Source organism: Arthrobacter sp. T572 (genome assembly GCF_056780115.1).
This window is the reverse complement of record NZ_JBRAZQ010000002.1, coordinates 2892491-2906031: the sequence shown is the minus strand read 5'-3', so window position 1 is coordinate 2906031 and position 13541 is coordinate 2892491. Positions and strand designations below refer to the sequence as shown.

General features: G+C 65.0%; 16 protein-coding genes and 1 tRNA gene. 10 read left to right on the top strand and 7 right to left on the bottom strand.

The window, feature by feature from the left end:
• Positions 1-7 precede the first annotated feature (7 nt).
• The 7 genes from ACUYMZ_RS14655 (at position 8) to ACUYMZ_RS14625 (ending at position 4549) form a co-directional block, all read left to right on the top strand.
• A tRNA-Ala gene (locus ACUYMZ_RS14655) sits at positions 8-80 on the top strand.
• Positions 81-327: 247 nt separating this feature from the next.
• Positions 328-864 carry a PadR family transcriptional regulator gene (locus tag ACUYMZ_RS14650; RefSeq protein ID WP_426003535.1) on the top strand — a complete coding sequence of 179 codons (537 nt, stop codon included), beginning with the start codon at positions 328-330 and terminating at the stop codon, positions 862-864.
• Positions 865-868: 4 nt separating this feature from the next.
• Positions 869-2575, top strand: a complete 1707-nt coding sequence (locus ACUYMZ_RS14645; protein ID WP_481604090.1) for an ABC1 kinase family protein — start codon at positions 869-871, stop codon at positions 2573-2575.
• Positions 2576-2603: 28 nt separating this feature from the next.
• Positions 2604-3125 (top strand): universal stress protein, encoded by a 522-nt coding sequence (locus ACUYMZ_RS14640; RefSeq protein WP_481604088.1) that lies wholly within the window; start codon positions 2604-2606, stop codon positions 3123-3125.
• Positions 3112-3585, top strand: coding sequence for a fluoride efflux transporter FluC (locus tag ACUYMZ_RS14635; RefSeq protein ID WP_426003530.1), 474 nt, complete (start codon positions 3112-3114; stop codon positions 3583-3585). Before ACUYMZ_RS14640 ends, ACUYMZ_RS14635 begins: the two co-directional genes overlap by 14 nt.
• Positions 3582-3953, top strand: a complete 372-nt coding sequence (gene crcB, locus ACUYMZ_RS14630; RefSeq protein ID WP_481604086.1) for a fluoride efflux transporter CrcB — start codon at positions 3582-3584, stop codon at positions 3951-3953. Before ACUYMZ_RS14635 ends, crcB begins: the two co-directional genes overlap by 4 nt.
• Positions 3954-4018: 65 nt before the next feature.
• Positions 4019-4549 (top strand): ferritin, encoded by a 531-nt coding sequence (locus ACUYMZ_RS14625; protein ID WP_426003526.1) that lies wholly within the window; start codon positions 4019-4021, stop codon positions 4547-4549.
• Positions 4550-4616: 67 nt separating this feature from the next.
• Here ACUYMZ_RS14625 and corA read toward each other — a convergent pair whose 3' ends face one another.
• The 3 genes from corA to ACUYMZ_RS14610 are packed head-to-tail and all read right to left on the bottom strand — an operon-like array spanning position 4617 to position 6585.
• The gene (corA, locus tag ACUYMZ_RS14620) at positions 4617-5612 is read right to left on the bottom strand and encodes a magnesium/cobalt transporter CorA (protein ID WP_481604084.1); all 996 of its coding nucleotides are present in this window, start codon (positions 5610-5612) and stop codon (positions 4617-4619) included.
• Positions 5613-5621: 9 nt separating this feature from the next.
• Positions 5622-6047, bottom strand: a complete 426-nt coding sequence (locus tag ACUYMZ_RS14615; protein ID WP_426003514.1) for a DUF1761 domain-containing protein — start codon at positions 6045-6047, stop codon at positions 5622-5624.
• 49 nt (positions 6048-6096) lie between these two features.
• A complete protein-coding gene (locus ACUYMZ_RS14610; protein ID WP_426003513.1) occupies positions 6097-6585 on the bottom strand; it encodes an Lrp/AsnC family transcriptional regulator in 489 nt (162 codons plus the stop codon).
• A 174-nt stretch (positions 6586-6759) separates the two neighbouring features.
• On the opposite strand from ACUYMZ_RS14610, the gene ACUYMZ_RS14605 reads away from it, so the two are divergent.
• Positions 6760-7995, top strand: a complete 1236-nt coding sequence (locus tag ACUYMZ_RS14605) for an MFS transporter (RefSeq protein WP_481604081.1) — start codon at positions 6760-6762, stop codon at positions 7993-7995.
• A 22-nt stretch (positions 7996-8017) separates the two neighbouring features.
• On the opposite strand, the gene ACUYMZ_RS14600 is transcribed toward ACUYMZ_RS14605, so the two are convergent.
• The 3 genes from ACUYMZ_RS14600 to ACUYMZ_RS14590 form a co-directional block, all read right to left on the bottom strand.
• Positions 8018-8524 (bottom strand): Lrp/AsnC family transcriptional regulator, encoded by a 507-nt coding sequence (locus tag ACUYMZ_RS14600; protein ID WP_442423059.1) that lies wholly within the window; start codon positions 8522-8524, stop codon positions 8018-8020.
• A gap of 65 nt (positions 8525-8589) precedes the next feature.
• Positions 8590-9219, bottom strand: a complete 630-nt coding sequence (locus ACUYMZ_RS14595; protein WP_481604078.1) for a TMEM175 family protein — start codon at positions 9217-9219, stop codon at positions 8590-8592.
• A 31-nt stretch (positions 9220-9250) separates the two neighbouring features.
• Positions 9251-10507, bottom strand: coding sequence for an MFS transporter (locus ACUYMZ_RS14590; RefSeq protein WP_481605900.1), 1257 nt, complete (start codon positions 10505-10507; stop codon positions 9251-9253).
• A gap of 72 nt (positions 10508-10579) precedes the next feature.
• Between ACUYMZ_RS14590 and ACUYMZ_RS14585 the strand changes: the two genes are divergently transcribed.
• Positions 10580-11554, top strand: a complete 975-nt coding sequence (locus tag ACUYMZ_RS14585) for a LysR substrate-binding domain-containing protein (RefSeq protein WP_481604076.1) — start codon at positions 10580-10582, stop codon at positions 11552-11554.
• On the opposite strand, the gene ACUYMZ_RS14580 is transcribed toward ACUYMZ_RS14585, so the two are convergent.
• The gene (locus ACUYMZ_RS14580; RefSeq protein ID WP_481604074.1) at positions 11529-12569 is read right to left on the bottom strand and encodes a nitronate monooxygenase; all 1041 of its coding nucleotides are present in this window, start codon (positions 12567-12569) and stop codon (positions 11529-11531) included. The genes ACUYMZ_RS14585 and ACUYMZ_RS14580 overlap by 26 nt on opposite strands.
• Positions 12570-12608: 39 nt before the next feature.
• On the opposite strand from ACUYMZ_RS14580, the gene ACUYMZ_RS14575 reads away from it, so the two are divergent.
• The gene (locus ACUYMZ_RS14575; protein ID WP_481604073.1) at positions 12609-13541 is read left to right on the top strand and encodes an N-acetylglucosamine kinase; all 933 of its coding nucleotides are present in this window, start codon (positions 12609-12611) and stop codon (positions 13539-13541) included.

Here is a 13541-nt window from a genome sequence, read left to right as displayed (position 1 = left end):
TGGCCCGGGGGCTATAGCTCAGTTGGTAGAGCGCTTCGTTCGCATCGAAGAGGTCAGGAGTTCGAATCTCCTTAGCTCCACATTTGGCTCCATGCCCCGTCAGCACGGCGATGGCCCCTTGTTTCTGTCCCCCTCAGAAGCCTTACCGGCCTGGACAACGCCATCAGCTTCTTCCAAAGCCTGGGGCGGGGACCGGAGGGGATCATCGTCGCCCTGGCGCAGCGGCTCGGCTAGTCCAGTGGCCGCGGCCATTGTCCGCCACCTCTGCCAGGTATATCGTTGGGCTATCGTTCAGTATCGTTCGCGATCTTTTGCGAGGTGGGCACAATGCGTGATTCATTCCCTGCAGGCGGATTCATGGGGAACAGCTTTGACGGTATGTGGCAGGCGATGGAGGACTTCCGGTCGCGGTTCGAGAAACGGACGGGCACCCGGGCCGGCCGCGGCGAACTGCGGACAGCCATCCTCGCCCTCCTGGCCGAGCGGCCCATGCACGGCTACCAGATCATCCGGGAGATAGAGGAACGCAGCGGCGGCGACTGGAAACCGAGTGCAGGTTCTGTCTACCCGACGCTCCAGTTGCTCGCAGATGAGGGATTCGTCACCTCGGAGGAAGCCAACGGCCGGAAGATCTACTCGTTGACCGAGGCTGGCCGCGAGGACGTTGCCGGTGCCGAAACCTCCAACCTGTGGGCCTCGGCCGGCTCCGGGCATGGCTTCGCGGCGTTGCCCAAGGCGGGGATCGAGTTGGCCCAAGCGGCCGCGCAGGTTGGCCGGACCGGGACACCCAAACAAGTGCAGGAGGCAGTGACGGTCCTGGAAGAAGCCCGTCGCCGGATTTACGCCATCCTCGCCCAGGACTGACCGGTTGGCGTCCGGACTGCACGGCCTCACCAAGACGAAACGCCGGTCAGGGGACACCCGTGCCCGGTATCGCCGGATCCTCCGGTTCGCCGCCTGGCACCTCGCGGTGACGTGGTGGTATGAGCTGATACTGCCCCGGGTGGGCCTGCGCGGTCTTGCCGAGCGGACCAGGGCTCGGAGGATGCGGCATTTCGCACGCCGCTTCCACTCCCTGGCGGTGGAACTGGGTGGACTGATGATCAAGGTGGGCCAGTTCATGTCCTCACGGCTGGATGTCCTGCCGCCCGAAATCACTGCCGAACTTGAAGGACTGCAGGACGAAGTGCCTCCGGTGGCCTTTTCGGCCATTCGCGAACTCGCCGAGCAGGAACTCGGGGCACCCCTGGAGGCGGTGTTTGCCTCCATCGACCAAACACCCATCGCTGCCGCATCCCTGGGCCAGGCACACAGGGCGCAGTTGTTGCCGGGAATCGCGGAGGACACCGGCCTGGGCAGCGTCGTGTTCAAGGTGCAGCGTCCCGGGATCGACAGGATCGTGGACGTCGACCTGGCTGCCTTGCGGCGGGTGGGTGGCTGGCTTCGCCGCATCAGGATCGTCTCGGCGCGCGCGGACGTACCTGCCCTCATCAAGGAGTTCTCCCAGACAAGCCTGGAAGAGATCGATTACCTTAATGAGGCCGCCAACTCAGAACGGTTTGCTGCGGACTTTGCCGATGACGCAAGGGTGGCCGTGCCCGCGGTCGTCTGGGAGCGGACCACCCGCCGGGTCCTGACGCTCGAGGATGTAACCGCAATCAAGATCACGGATGCGGCAAAGTTGGCGGCCGCGGGGATCGATCCGGTGCAGGTGGCGCCCGTGTTTGCCTCGGTAATGTTCGACCAGCTGTTCACCCATGGCTTCTTCCACGCAGACCCTCACCCCGGAAACATCTTCGTCACCCCTGCCCCGGATTCCGGGCAGGGGCACCCGTGGAAGCTGACGTTCATTGACTTTGGCATGATGGGCGAGGTCCCGGTGAAGACGCGCAGCGGGCTCCGGAAGCTGTTGATCGCGGCAGCAGCCCGCGACGGCAGGGGGTTGGTGGCTGCGATCAGCGATATCGGAGTGCTGGTCCCCTCCGCTGACAGTCTGAAGCTGGAGCAGGCCATGACGCAGCTGTTCGCGCGCTTCGGCGGAATGGGGTTCGCCGAGTTGAAGGAAGTGGACCCGCGGGAGTTCCGCGACTTTGCGATGGAGTTCGGCGACGTCGTCCGGTCGCTGCCCTTCCAATTGCCGGAGAACTTCCTGCTCATCATCCGCGCCATGTCCTTGACGTCCGGGGTCTGCAGTTCCCTGGACGCCAGGTTCAACCTGTGGGATTCGGTGGAGCCCTACGCCGCCCGGTTGTTGCGGGACGAGCGCGGCAATGTGGTGAGGGACGCGGCCTCGCAGGCCTGGGAGATAGCCGCCGCGGCGGTGGCCATGCCCAGGCGCCTGGATGCCTTGATCCGGAAAGTTGATGAGGGATCCCTCGAAGTTGCCAACCCGCGGCTGGAGCGCCACATGGCAAAGCTCGTCCGCTTGGGGCAGCGGGTTGTGGCGGCATTGATCTTCGGCGCCCTGCTGATTGCAGGTGCCTTGGTCCGTCCCGAGGATCACGTGTTAAGCAATGTCCTGATGGTCTGCTCCGTGCTTCCTTTGCTTTTCGGCCTGCGACCGCCGCGCAGCTAAGCGCACAACCGCGTCGTAAACTGGCCGTGTGACTGACACTCCGCACCGCCTGGAACAACCCGCCCGGATGTCCGGACCCGTTCTGGTAGGTGTCGTCCAAGGCCAGCGCCCTGTTGTGGTGGAGCAAGCAGCCAAGCTGGCGGCCGCCGCCGGACTGCCGCTGGTGTGTGCGCACGTCGATGTCACCGTATACCCGGTGGATGGGACCACCGGGGGAGCTGCGGCTCCGATCGACCCTGACAGCGGAGACGCTGATGAGCAGGACATCCCCGAACAGCTGAGGAAAGACCTCGAAGCCCGGCTGTCCGGCCTGGACGTGGAGTGGTCGGCGGTTTTCCTTGCCGGCGAACCCGCCAAGGCCCTTGCCCGCGAGGCCAACCATTCGGGTGCAAGCATGATCGTGGTGGGCAGCAGGGACCACAAGCTGGGTTCCGTGATCAAGGAACTGACGGGAGGATCGATCGCCAGGCACCTGGTGCACCATCAGGACCGTCCGGTACTCGTGGTGCCGGTGGATCCGCGTCTTCCGGACGACGATGACGAGGACTGACACCGCGCGCCCTGTGCACCTTCAGTGGAAATTCGTTGGGTTGGTGGCCGCGGGCGGTGTTGCCGGTGCGCTCGCGCGCTATGTCCTGTCGCTGGTTATTCCAGCGCCCCATGATTTTCCGCTGCCCACCTTGGTCATCAACCTCTCCGGGGCCCTTGCGCTCGGCGCACTGCTTGAGGCGCTCGCCCGCAAAGGGCCCGACGCCGGTACACGCCGGAGCGTGCGGCTGGCCGTGGGGACGGGTTTCCTTGGGGCCTACACCACCTACAGCACGCTGGCGCTGGACGCTGTCCACCTGCTTGGAGCCGGTGCCTTCCCCGCCGCAGCGTGGTACCTGGGATTGTCCCTGGCCGGGGGTGCGGCCGCCACCGTCGCGGGAATCGGGCTCGGTGCCTTGATCCACAGGCGTACCCAGGGCAGGCCGGCGTTGGCCGAAGGCAAGGGACGGCAGGACGCATGATGGTCTTACTGCTGGCCCTCGCCGGTGGAGCGGGCGCCGCAGCCAGGTTCGTAGTGGACGGTGCTGTCCGCAGCCGCGTGAAGACCGCGCTGCCGTGGGCCACCATCCTGATCAATGTGTCGGGTTCGCTGGCGCTGGGCCTGATTGCAGGATTGGTGATGAGGGGCCACGCGCCGGAGTCGCTGCAGTTGGTCCTGGGTACGGGGTTCCTGGGCGGTTACACCACCTTCAGTACTGCCAGCCTGGAAACCATCCGGCTGCTCCAGAGCGGCCGGACGGTGCTGGCGGTGGTCAACGGCGTTGGCTCGATGGCGGTGTCTGTGGCCGCAGCCGGCACCGGCGTTTGGTGTGCCCAGACAGTGCTGTAAAGGCCTGGGACGGTGGTGACCAATCCCACCGATGAGCGTCGGCGTACGGCGGTAGGATCAGTGCCATGGCTAAGAAGACATTCAACCAGTTGTTGTCCGAGCAGGTCGCCAATGAGTTTGCGGCCTCCCAGCAATACATCGCCGTCGCGGTCTATTTTGACGGCGAAGATCTGCCCCAGTTGGCCCGGCACTTCTACCGCCAGTCCCTGGAAGAGCGCAACCACGCCATGATGATGGTCCAGTACATGCTGGACCGGAATGTCCACGTGGAAATCCCCGGCATCGCACCCGTCCGCAACAACTTCACCAACGCCAAGGAACCCATTGCCTTGGCCTTGGAGCAGGAGAAGGAAGTCACCCGGAACATTGAGGAGATGTTCCGGGCTGCCCGTGCCGAGGGCGATGCCTTGGGCGAGCAGTTCATGCTCTGGTTCCTCAAGGAGCAGGTGGAGGAAGTGGCTTCCATGACCACGCTCCTCAACATCACCGAACGCGCCGAGAACCTCTTCGACATCGAAAACTACGTGGCCCGCGAAACCGTGGGCGACGGCGGACACGATGCCGGTGCGCCGGCCGCTGCAGGCGGGGCCATCTGACCAAGGCTCCACGTTCCGAAAGGCCGGCGGGATCAGCTCCCGCCGGCCTTTCATGGGACGCGGGGAGTTACAACCAGCCTTTGCGTTTGAAGATGACATACATCAGCAAGGCCGCGCCGAACATGAGTCCCACGGCCAGCGGATAGCCGAACTCCCAGTGGAGTTCGGGCATGTGGTCAAAGTTCATGCCATACACGCCGGCCACGAATGATGGCGCAAACAGGATGGCCGCCCACGACGAAATCTTCTTCACCTGCTCGTTCTGCGCTGCGCTGGCTTCGTTCTGGCGGTTGGCGGTGAGCGTGCCGTCAAGGGTCAGTGCGTTCTGCAGCAGGTCGCGGAAGGAGTTGGCCCGGGAGATGACCCGCTGGACGTGGTCCTCTACGTCCCGCAGGGAGCGTTGCAGCTCAATGTCCACACCGTACTTCTCGAACCCCTTTTCCAGCAGCGCGATCATGTCCGGCAGAGGGTGGATGGCCCGCTGGAATTGGATGACCTCTCGCGCCAGTTCATAGATGCGGCGGGAGACCGCAGTATCGCCGCTGAAGAGTTGGTCCTCAATCTCATCGATGTCGTTCTCGAGTCCGGCCACCACCGGAGCGTAGTCGTCCACCACTTGGTCCAGAAGCGCGTACAGTACGGCCTCCGGGCCGTGTTTCATGAGGTCCGGGCGTTTCTCCAACCGCTGACGTACCCGGGCAACGCCGCCCGTTTCCGCGTGCCGGACGGTGACCACGAAGTTGGGTCCGGTGAAGATATGGAGTTCGCCGAACTCGACTGTTTCCTGGTCGTCCAGGTATCGGGCTGGCCTGAGGACCGTGAACAGGTTGTGGTCGTAGCGCTCAAGCTTGGGCCGCTGGTGGGCGGAAACGGCATCTTCCACGGCCAGTTCATGGAGTTCGAACTCCTGGGCAACGGCTGCCATCTCTTCCCGGGTTGGCCGGTAGAGCCCGATCCAGGCCATGCCGCCGTGCTCCGCCAGCGTTTCAAAGGTTTGTTCCAGGCTGTGCGGGGTTGCCGTACGGACACCGTCAACGTAGACGGCGTTATCGATAATGGTCACGGATGAACGCTACTGCATGGCCCCGATAATGGCTCCCGCGACCGTCATGGCCACAATGTCATGCCCGGAGTCGATCACGGTGACGGCCGACGGGCGTCCGGCGAAGCCGTTGTGGATGACGTGCCCTCCTGCGCGGAAGACCAGTGCCACGATCAGTGCGAAGAAGGCACCGGCGAAGAAGGTATTGAGGTTCAGGGCACTGATCAGGACTGCCAGGAGAATGCTGGTAATGGCTGCGGCCAGCATCATGGGACCCCAGATCCCCGCGCCGCCTTCAATGTTCTTCAGGTCTTCTTCCGTCTTGCCGATGGCCTCCATCCACCGGCGTCCAAGCACGGCAGGCATGTACCAAACGAACCCGATCACCATGCTAGCCACGAAGGCGATCAGTACTGCGAGCCAGTTGATGTCAGTGATGTGTGAAAGCCATTCCATGGTGACGATCCTAGTGCCGCGAACAGGAAGCTGAGTCAACGCGCAGGTGTCATGCCGGCCGCGTGTTGGCTGCCCGTGCGAGGCGCTCCATCAATGGTTCGGTGCGGTAGGGGATGTGCGTGTGCAGGGCCAGCACCGTTTCAGTCCGGATGACGCCTTTGGTCCGCAGGACGGACCTCAGCGCCGCCTGCAGATTGTGGGTGTCCGTGGCTACCACCCGGCACCACAAATCCCCGCGTCCGGAGATTTCATGGACCTCCAGCACCTGGGGGATGAGCCGCAAGGCGCCTATGACGCCGTCGAGTTCCCGGTGGGTGACCTCGATGGTGACGAAGGCGACGACGTCGTAACCCACCTTTTCCAAGTCCACCTCGCGGCCGGAAGCCTGGAGCACGCCGTTTCGCAACAGCCTTTTGAGCCGGCTTTGCGCCGTGTTGCGGGCGATTCCCAGGGACTCGCTGAGTTCGGCTATCTGGATCCGTGGGTCCTTGATGAGTTCGAGCAGGATCTTCAGGTCCAAGGGGTCGAGGGTGTTCAAATGGTCACTCCGCATCAATCTGGCTGGATGGCTTTGACTGTTTTGCTCAATCATCCCAGCTTATGGAGCTCATTAGCCCAAACACGTTGCATCCTGTTGCCACCGAATTCTTTTGCGGTTCGCGCCGTGCCCACAAGGCGGGGCGGGGACCTTGAGGCGAAGGCACACCACACCATGACTGTCTTGAGCGAACTCCGCATGCGTCCAGCCACAGCGGGGCACTGGGGTTGGGACGCGTCCACAACATCGCGGCTGGTTCTGGCCGGCGTGGTGATTTTCGCCCTGCTGGTGGGCGCCAATCTGGCCACGCCTCTCTATCCCTTGCTGCAGGACCAGTGGGCGTTGTCTTCCCTGGACGTCACCATCGCCTTCTCCAGTTATGTCCTCGCCCTGGTCACCGTTCTCATGGTTGCCGGCCACTGGTCGGACCACATCGGACGGCGTGCGGCCTTGGTGCTCGCTGTCCTGGTGGGACTGTTGGGCGGGTTGATCTTTGCCCAGGCAAACGGGCTTGGCATGCTCAGCGCCGGCCGCGCCCTGCAGGGTGTGGCCGTGGGCCTGGCTACGGGTGCAAGCTCCGCGGCATTGCGGGAGCTGCTGCCCCAGCGCCCGGATTGGGCTTCCCGTTTTACGCTGTTGTCATCGGCCGGCGGAGTCGCGGCCGGTCCCGCGATCGGGGGACTGTTGTCCTTGCTGCCTGACCCGACGCGGGCGCCCTACTACATCCACTCGGCCGTGCTGGTTGCGGCACTGGTCCCGCTGTGGCTGCTCAAAGCCCGGCCCGCCATAGCCCCGGCCCTGGGCAGGCCTGCCTTCGCCGTCCTCGCGCCGCGGAAACCGGCTGTTTCGCAACACGCGCGGGGAGCGTTCTGGCTGGCGTCGTCGGTGGGTTTCCTGAGTTTTGCGGTGTTCGGTTTCTGCTTGTCCCTGGCGCCCGGCGTTTTCGCCTCAATGCTGCAGGTGGACTCGCGTCCCCTCCTGGGCGTGCTGGCGGGGATCACGCTGGGCGCTTCCGCGCTGAGCCAGCTCCTGGAGGTCCGGGGCCGGTTTGTTGTGCCGCTGAGCCTGGCCGTGCTGGGTGTCTCCGTGGTGTTGATCGGAGTGGCTTCCGGGCTGTCCAGCCCCTTGCTGCTCGTGGCGGCCAGCGTCGCAGCCGGTATTGGGCAGGGCATTGCTTTCCGCCATGTTTTCAACAACGTGGCCGGCAAGGTTGAGCCGTCCCGGCACGCGCAGGTCATCAGCACGGTCTATGTCATCACGTACCTGGGCAGCGCCGTTCCGGTGATTGGGCTGGGACTGGCGGTTTCAGCTCTGGGCCAGCAGACCGCCGTCGTGGGTTTTACCGCTGCGTGCGGCGCGGCGGCGCTGGTCCTGGCCGCCGTCTCCGTTCGCTCCGGACGCCGCGGCTGAGGGGACGCGGCGGCAAAGGCTCCTACTCCGGCAGCGGACCGCGGTTGCCCGGGATGTGCTGGAACACCATGGTGGTCTCGGTGTGGCCCACCACGGGGTCGGTGGCCAGGTTGTCCAGGAGCCAATTGCGGAGATCGTCGGTATTCGCGACGGCGATGTGCAGCAGGTAGTCAACGGAACCAGTGGTGTGGAACGTGGAGATGACAGCCGGGAGCTTGGGAACGCGTGCAGTGAACCGGTCGATCTGGTCCCGGTCGTGGGCGCGGAGGCGGACCGCGATCAGGGCCTGGACCGAACGTCCGATGGCGGGCAGGCTCAGGACTGCCTCGAACCCCTCGATGATTCCGCGCTCGGACAGTGCGCGGGTGCGCATCAGGGCTGTTGAGGGTGCGATCCCCACCAACTCGGCCAGTTGCTTGTTGGAAATCCTGGCGTCGTCCACCAGAGCTGCCAGGATTTTCCCGTCGATGGCATCGAGCGGCTCTGCACCACCGGTTGTGTGCCGAACATTCTTCGCCTGGCTGCTCAATGATCCTCCTGAAATTGCCCTGCAACCATCATAGGCGTTGGATTTCGAGCGCCAGGCAGGGACTTTCAGGCCCTTTTGTACAGTCTCCGGTCAAGTCGCTGCAGGGGTGCGCTCAGGACCATGAGGAGCAAGGGCAGATTGCCGAGATCCGGAACGGCGAAGGCGATGATCAAGGCAACCAGGAACAGACCGGCCACGATTGCGCTTGCCCTGATGCCTGATACCTCCGCGGTGTCCTGTAGATCATGAAGATCAGGATGGGACCGCAAGTACAGGCGTGCCAGCAGGAGGAGGAAGCTGGCAGCGAACAACGTGCCGATGTACACCAAAGGTTGGGCCCAGTCGCCCTGCAATTGCGTGGACAACGCGGTGGCTACCGGCATCCACACAATGGTGAGCATCCACGCGATGGTGAGCCAGAGCAGTCCCGGATCCACCCTCCGAACGTTGCTGAACAACCGGTGATGATGGACCCAGAACACGGCGATCAGCAGGAAACTGAGGGCAAATCCCAACAGCGGATACCGTTCTTCCACCAACCAGTCGGCCGTGGTGCCGTTATGGTCGGACAGTTCACCCACGCTTTCCATCAGGGGCAGGATCAGCAGGGTCAGGGCGATGGCCACGACCGCATCGGTAAAAGCCTGCAACCGTTCAGGCGACGACAATTCCCTCGGCTGGGAGGCCCTCTTCATGCCTCTGATTCTAGGTTGCGGTATTTCGGCGTCAACGGTCCCGGCGCTCTGGTGGCCGATGCACGGCGGCGGTGACTGCCGCCGTCGTGATGGCCAGGACGATGACGCCCACGGCAAGTGCCGTCCAACCGAAGGACTGGAAGGCCAGGCCGCCCGCCCAGCCAATAACGCTGGAACCAAGATAGTAGGAGAGGTTGTAAAGCGACGCTGCCTGGGCGCGTCCCGTGGTGGCAATCGCTCCCGTCCATCCGGACCCCACGCTGTGGGCTGCAAAGAAGCCGCCGGTGAACACCACCAGTCCTGCCAGCGTGGCCGCAAGATTGTCTGGCAGCGTCAGGGCGAGACCTGCCGACATCACAACGATGCCGCCGAGCAGGACCCGGCGGCGTCCGAAACGGGTGGTGAGCCCGGCCGCCCACCGGGAGCTGAAGGTGCCGGACAGATAGGCCAGGAAGATCAGGCTGACGACGCTGGCGGGAAGGTTGAACGGCCCGGCATGCAGCCGGAATCCCAGGTAGTTGTACACGGCCACAAAACCGCCCATCAGCAGGAAGGCCTGCAGGTAAAGGGCCAGCAGTTTGGGGTTGGCTGCATGGGTTGCCAACGTCCGGAGGGCTCCGCGCAAGCCTGTGGCTGCGGACGGAGTGAAGCGCCGCTGTTTGGGTATGAGCACCAGAAAGAGCACAGCCGAGACCGTGGCGAGCAGGGAAACAGCCAACGCGGCGGCGCGCCAGCCCCACACTTCCCCGACAGGTCCGGCCACCAAACGCCCGGCAAGTCCACCCAGTGTGGTCCCGGCGACATAGCTGCCGGCGGCCAGCGCTGTGTGGATCCTGGTGACTTCCTCGTTCAGGTACGCAATGGCAATTGCTGGAATGCCTCCCAGCGCCATCCCCTCCAAAGTCCGCAGGCCAAGCAGCAGCGGCACCGTGGGAGCCAGTGGCACCAGCAGCCCCAGCACGGTGGCAGCTGCAATACCGATTCCCATGGCCCGCACGCGTCCGATCCTGTCCGCCACGAATGACCACGGAAGGACGGTGACGGCCAGGCCGATCGTGGCCAGCGAGATGCTGAGCGCGGCTTCCGCGGCGGAAATCCGCAGGTCGTGGGCCATCAGGGGGAGTACAGCCTGGGTGGAGTAGAGCTGCGCAAAGGTGGCAACTCCCGCCAGGGCCAGGGCGGCCAGCACGCGTCGGTAGCCCCGGGACCCGCGGACGTGGCCCTCCCACGGGGCGGCGGTGGCAGTGGCGGCTTCATTCACCGGCCCAGAGTAGGCCTCCCGGAACATGATGATCCAATGCATAATTTGATGACAACCGATGCATTTGTGCATGAATCAAGGAAGCCGGAGGAAACCCGGATGGAACCCGACCATCGCCAACTGGTCCAGCTTCTGCCCCTCCTGCCTGTCCTGGCCGAGCTCGGACGTACAGAGCACATGACCGAGACGGCACAGATCCTGGGCGTGCCCCAGTCGACGGTCAGCCGGGCGGTGGCCAGGGCAAGCGCAATCGTGGGAATGGACCTCCTGGTCCGTGACGGGCGGGGGATTCGCCTGACACCGGCGGCCAGGACGCTCCTGCCTTATGTCGAGGCCGCGTTGGAAGACTTCCAGGCCGGATTGGACCGTGTCCGGGACGAGTCCAACATTGTCCGCGGGCGGATCGGCGTGTCGTTCCAGCACACGTTCGGGGAGGCAACGCTGCCCCTGCTCATCAGCGCTTTCCGGTCCAGGCACCCCAACATCGTGTTTGACCTCCGACAGGGTCCGCGGGATGGCTGCCTGGACGAACTTTCGCGCGGAGACACGGACTTTGCCTTGACAGCGCCCATCGCACCGGTGGGCAGGGGCATCACGTCCCACGCCCTCTACCGCGAACCGCTGCGGGCAGTGCTGCACTACCGGCACCCGCTGGCCCGGCGCAGCAGCGTGCACCTCGCGGAACTGCGAAACGATCCCTACGTGACGCTTCCCGAAGGCGTGGGCCTCCGTGCCCTGGGCGAAGCCCTGCTCCGGGAAGCCGGCTTCCGGCCCCGCACGGCGTTCGAGGTCCAGGAGTCCACCACCGTGCGCGGACTGGTGTCGGCCGGTCTTGGCTACAGCATCCTTCCACCGGCCGGCCCCGGCTCGGGAACAGGCCAATTCCTTCCGGAAACGGAGCTGGGACTCGTAGAGATCCCCATCGAATCAGGGCTGGCGTTCCGCCAGATCGGCATCGCGTGGCGGGAGCGCACCTTCGAACCCGACGCTGTCCGGCTCTTCCGCGAAATGGTGGTGGGGCGGGGTGAAGCGCTGCTTGCTGAACTGGTCAGAGCCCGCTCAGGAACGTCTTGACCACTTCCCGCGCCGGTCCACTCCGGGCTGCCTGCCAGCCTGTGCCGGCCCACAAGTTCAACCGCTCCGGGTCGCCAGCCGCCGAGGCCGCGGCACGGAGGGGTGCCGTCAGGTGGTGGATGGCAGGGTAACCCTCCGGAGCGTCCTGATGGTCCATGACAAACTCGTTGACCAAGGACCTGGCCCATCGGCCTGTGAATGCCCGGGTCATGGCTGTGCCGGTGTACCGGGGATCACCGAGCGCATCCTTGTGCGCCTGCCGTGCACCGCTTTCGTCGGTACGCACCAGCGCCGTACCCACCTGTGCGGCTACCGCTCCTGCCGCCAGGACCTGCCGGAGGCTTCCCGCATCCATCACGGCACCGGCCGCTACCAGGGGAAGTCCGACGGCGGCACGCACCTGGGCGACCAGGTCCGCCGTCGTGCTGGCCGGGACGGTTCCCGCGGTCCCGCCGGAGGTCAGGAAGGCAGCCGTGTGGCCGCCGGCGGAGCTGTGCTGGACGGCGATGGCGTCCGGACCTTCCGCGGCAGCTGCCAGTGCTTCGGGCACGCTGGTGACGCTTGAGATGACTGTCGTTCCTGCGTGCTGCAGGGCCTTGACCACGGACGAGCCCGGAAGTCCAAAGGCGAAACTGACGTACTCCACCGGTTCGGCCAGCAGGAGGTCGATTTTGCCCTGCCAGGCGTCGTCGTCATCCAGGCGCAACGCCGGGACTGTGGCCCCGTACCGGGCGGCTTCTGCTTCCAGATCCGACGCGTAGGCCTCCAGGCGCGCCCGTTCCTTGCTGCCACGCAGTGCGGCCAACTGCTCCCTGTTTGGCACGAAGAGGTTCATGCCAAAGGGAACTCCGGCGGCGCGTGCAGCGGCAATCTCTGCTGCCATGGCGTCGGGGCTTTTGTACCCGGCGGCCAGGAAGCCCAGTCCGCCCCCATCGTGCACAGCCTGGACCAGTGCGGGCGTCGACGTACCGCCGGCCATGGGAGCAGCAATGAAGGGTGTGGTGAACAGGGGCATGTGGTTTCTCCTCCGGACGCTCCAAGCTAGTCTTTCACGGTGAACAATCTTGACTCTGCCGCGCATTCCTCCGCGTCCCCGGCCATCACCGGCACCGTGATCGGACTCGACATCGGGGGGACCAAGACCCGCGGGGTCCGGTTCGAGGACGGTGTTCCCGTGCGCGATGAAAACGCCGGCAGTTCCAACGTCCAGAACGTTACCGTTGAGCAGGCCATGGCCAATCTTGCGGAGTTGTTCGGAAAGATCGGCGGCGGCACCGTTGACCAGGTGTACGCCGGTGCGGGGGGAATCGATACCGACGAGGACGCCAGGGCGCTCGCGGACCTCATCGCGCCGCATGTGCCCGGTGCGCGCATTACCGTGGTCCACGACTCCAGGCTGCTGCTGGCTGCCGGTGGTGCAAGCACCGGCGTTGCGGTCATAGCCGGAACGGGATCCGCAGCGTGGGGTCGGAACCAGGCCGGTCAAGAGGCCCGGGCAGGTGGCTGGGGGTACCTCCTGGGTGATGAAGGCAGCGGCTACTGGCTGGGCCGGGAAGCCGTGCGCCACAGTCTCCGGCGCATGAACCAGGGCTTGGAGCCGGACCGCCTCAGCCGTACCCTGCTCGAGGCCTGCGGCGTGGACGAGCCCGGCAAGCTGATCGCGTTGTTCCACTCGCCGGATACGGGCCGCCGATACTGGGCGCAGCAGGCCCGCCTGGTGGTGGAAGCAGCCGATGCCGGTGACGAGGTGGGCATCGGCTTGGTCGAGCAGGCCGGGCGGGACCTTGCGGACCTCGCGGCGCAAGCCGTCCGCCAGCTGGGCCTGGCGGGTCCCGTGATCCTTGGCAGCGGCTTGGGCATGAACGTTTTACGGCTGCAGGAATCGTTCAAGGCCAGGCTCGCCGAGGGCGGGATCGTGGACGTGAGGATCCTCCAGCAGGATCCCGTCTTCGGCGTGCCCCGGCTGGTGGCCGAACAGCCGGCCTGA

Bases quoted from the DNA above. Each gene is read 5' to 3' on its own strand.
- crcB (WP_481604086.1), top strand. From the start codon at position 3,582: ATGATGGTCTTACTGCTGGCCCTCGCCGGTGGAGCGGGCGCCGCAGCC.
- ACUYMZ_RS14590 (WP_481605900.1), bottom strand. From the start codon at position 10,507: ATGTTCCGGGAGGCCTACTCTGGGCCGGTGAATGAAGCCGCCACTGCC.
- ACUYMZ_RS14580 (WP_481604074.1), bottom strand. From the start codon at position 12,569: ATGCCCCTGTTCACCACACCCTTCATTGCTGCTCCCATGGCCGGCGGT.
- ACUYMZ_RS14650 (WP_426003535.1), top strand. From the start codon at position 328: ATGCGTGATTCATTCCCTGCAGGCGGATTCATGGGGAACAGCTTTGAC.
- ACUYMZ_RS14635 (WP_426003530.1), top strand. From the start codon at position 3,112: ATGACGAGGACTGACACCGCGCGCCCTGTGCACCTTCAGTGGAAATTC.
- ACUYMZ_RS14605 (WP_481604081.1), top strand. From the start codon at position 6,760: ATGACTGTCTTGAGCGAACTCCGCATGCGTCCAGCCACAGCGGGGCAC.
- ACUYMZ_RS14615 (WP_426003514.1), bottom strand. From the start codon at position 6,047: ATGGAATGGCTTTCACACATCACTGACATCAACTGGCTCGCAGTACTG.
- ACUYMZ_RS14595 (WP_481604078.1), bottom strand. From the start codon at position 9,219: ATGAAGAGGGCCTCCCAGCCGAGGGAATTGTCGTCGCCTGAACGGTTG.
- ACUYMZ_RS14585 (WP_481604076.1), top strand. From the start codon at position 10,580: ATGGAACCCGACCATCGCCAACTGGTCCAGCTTCTGCCCCTCCTGCCT.
- ACUYMZ_RS14625 (WP_426003526.1), top strand. From the start codon at position 4,019: ATGGCTAAGAAGACATTCAACCAGTTGTTGTCCGAGCAGGTCGCCAAT.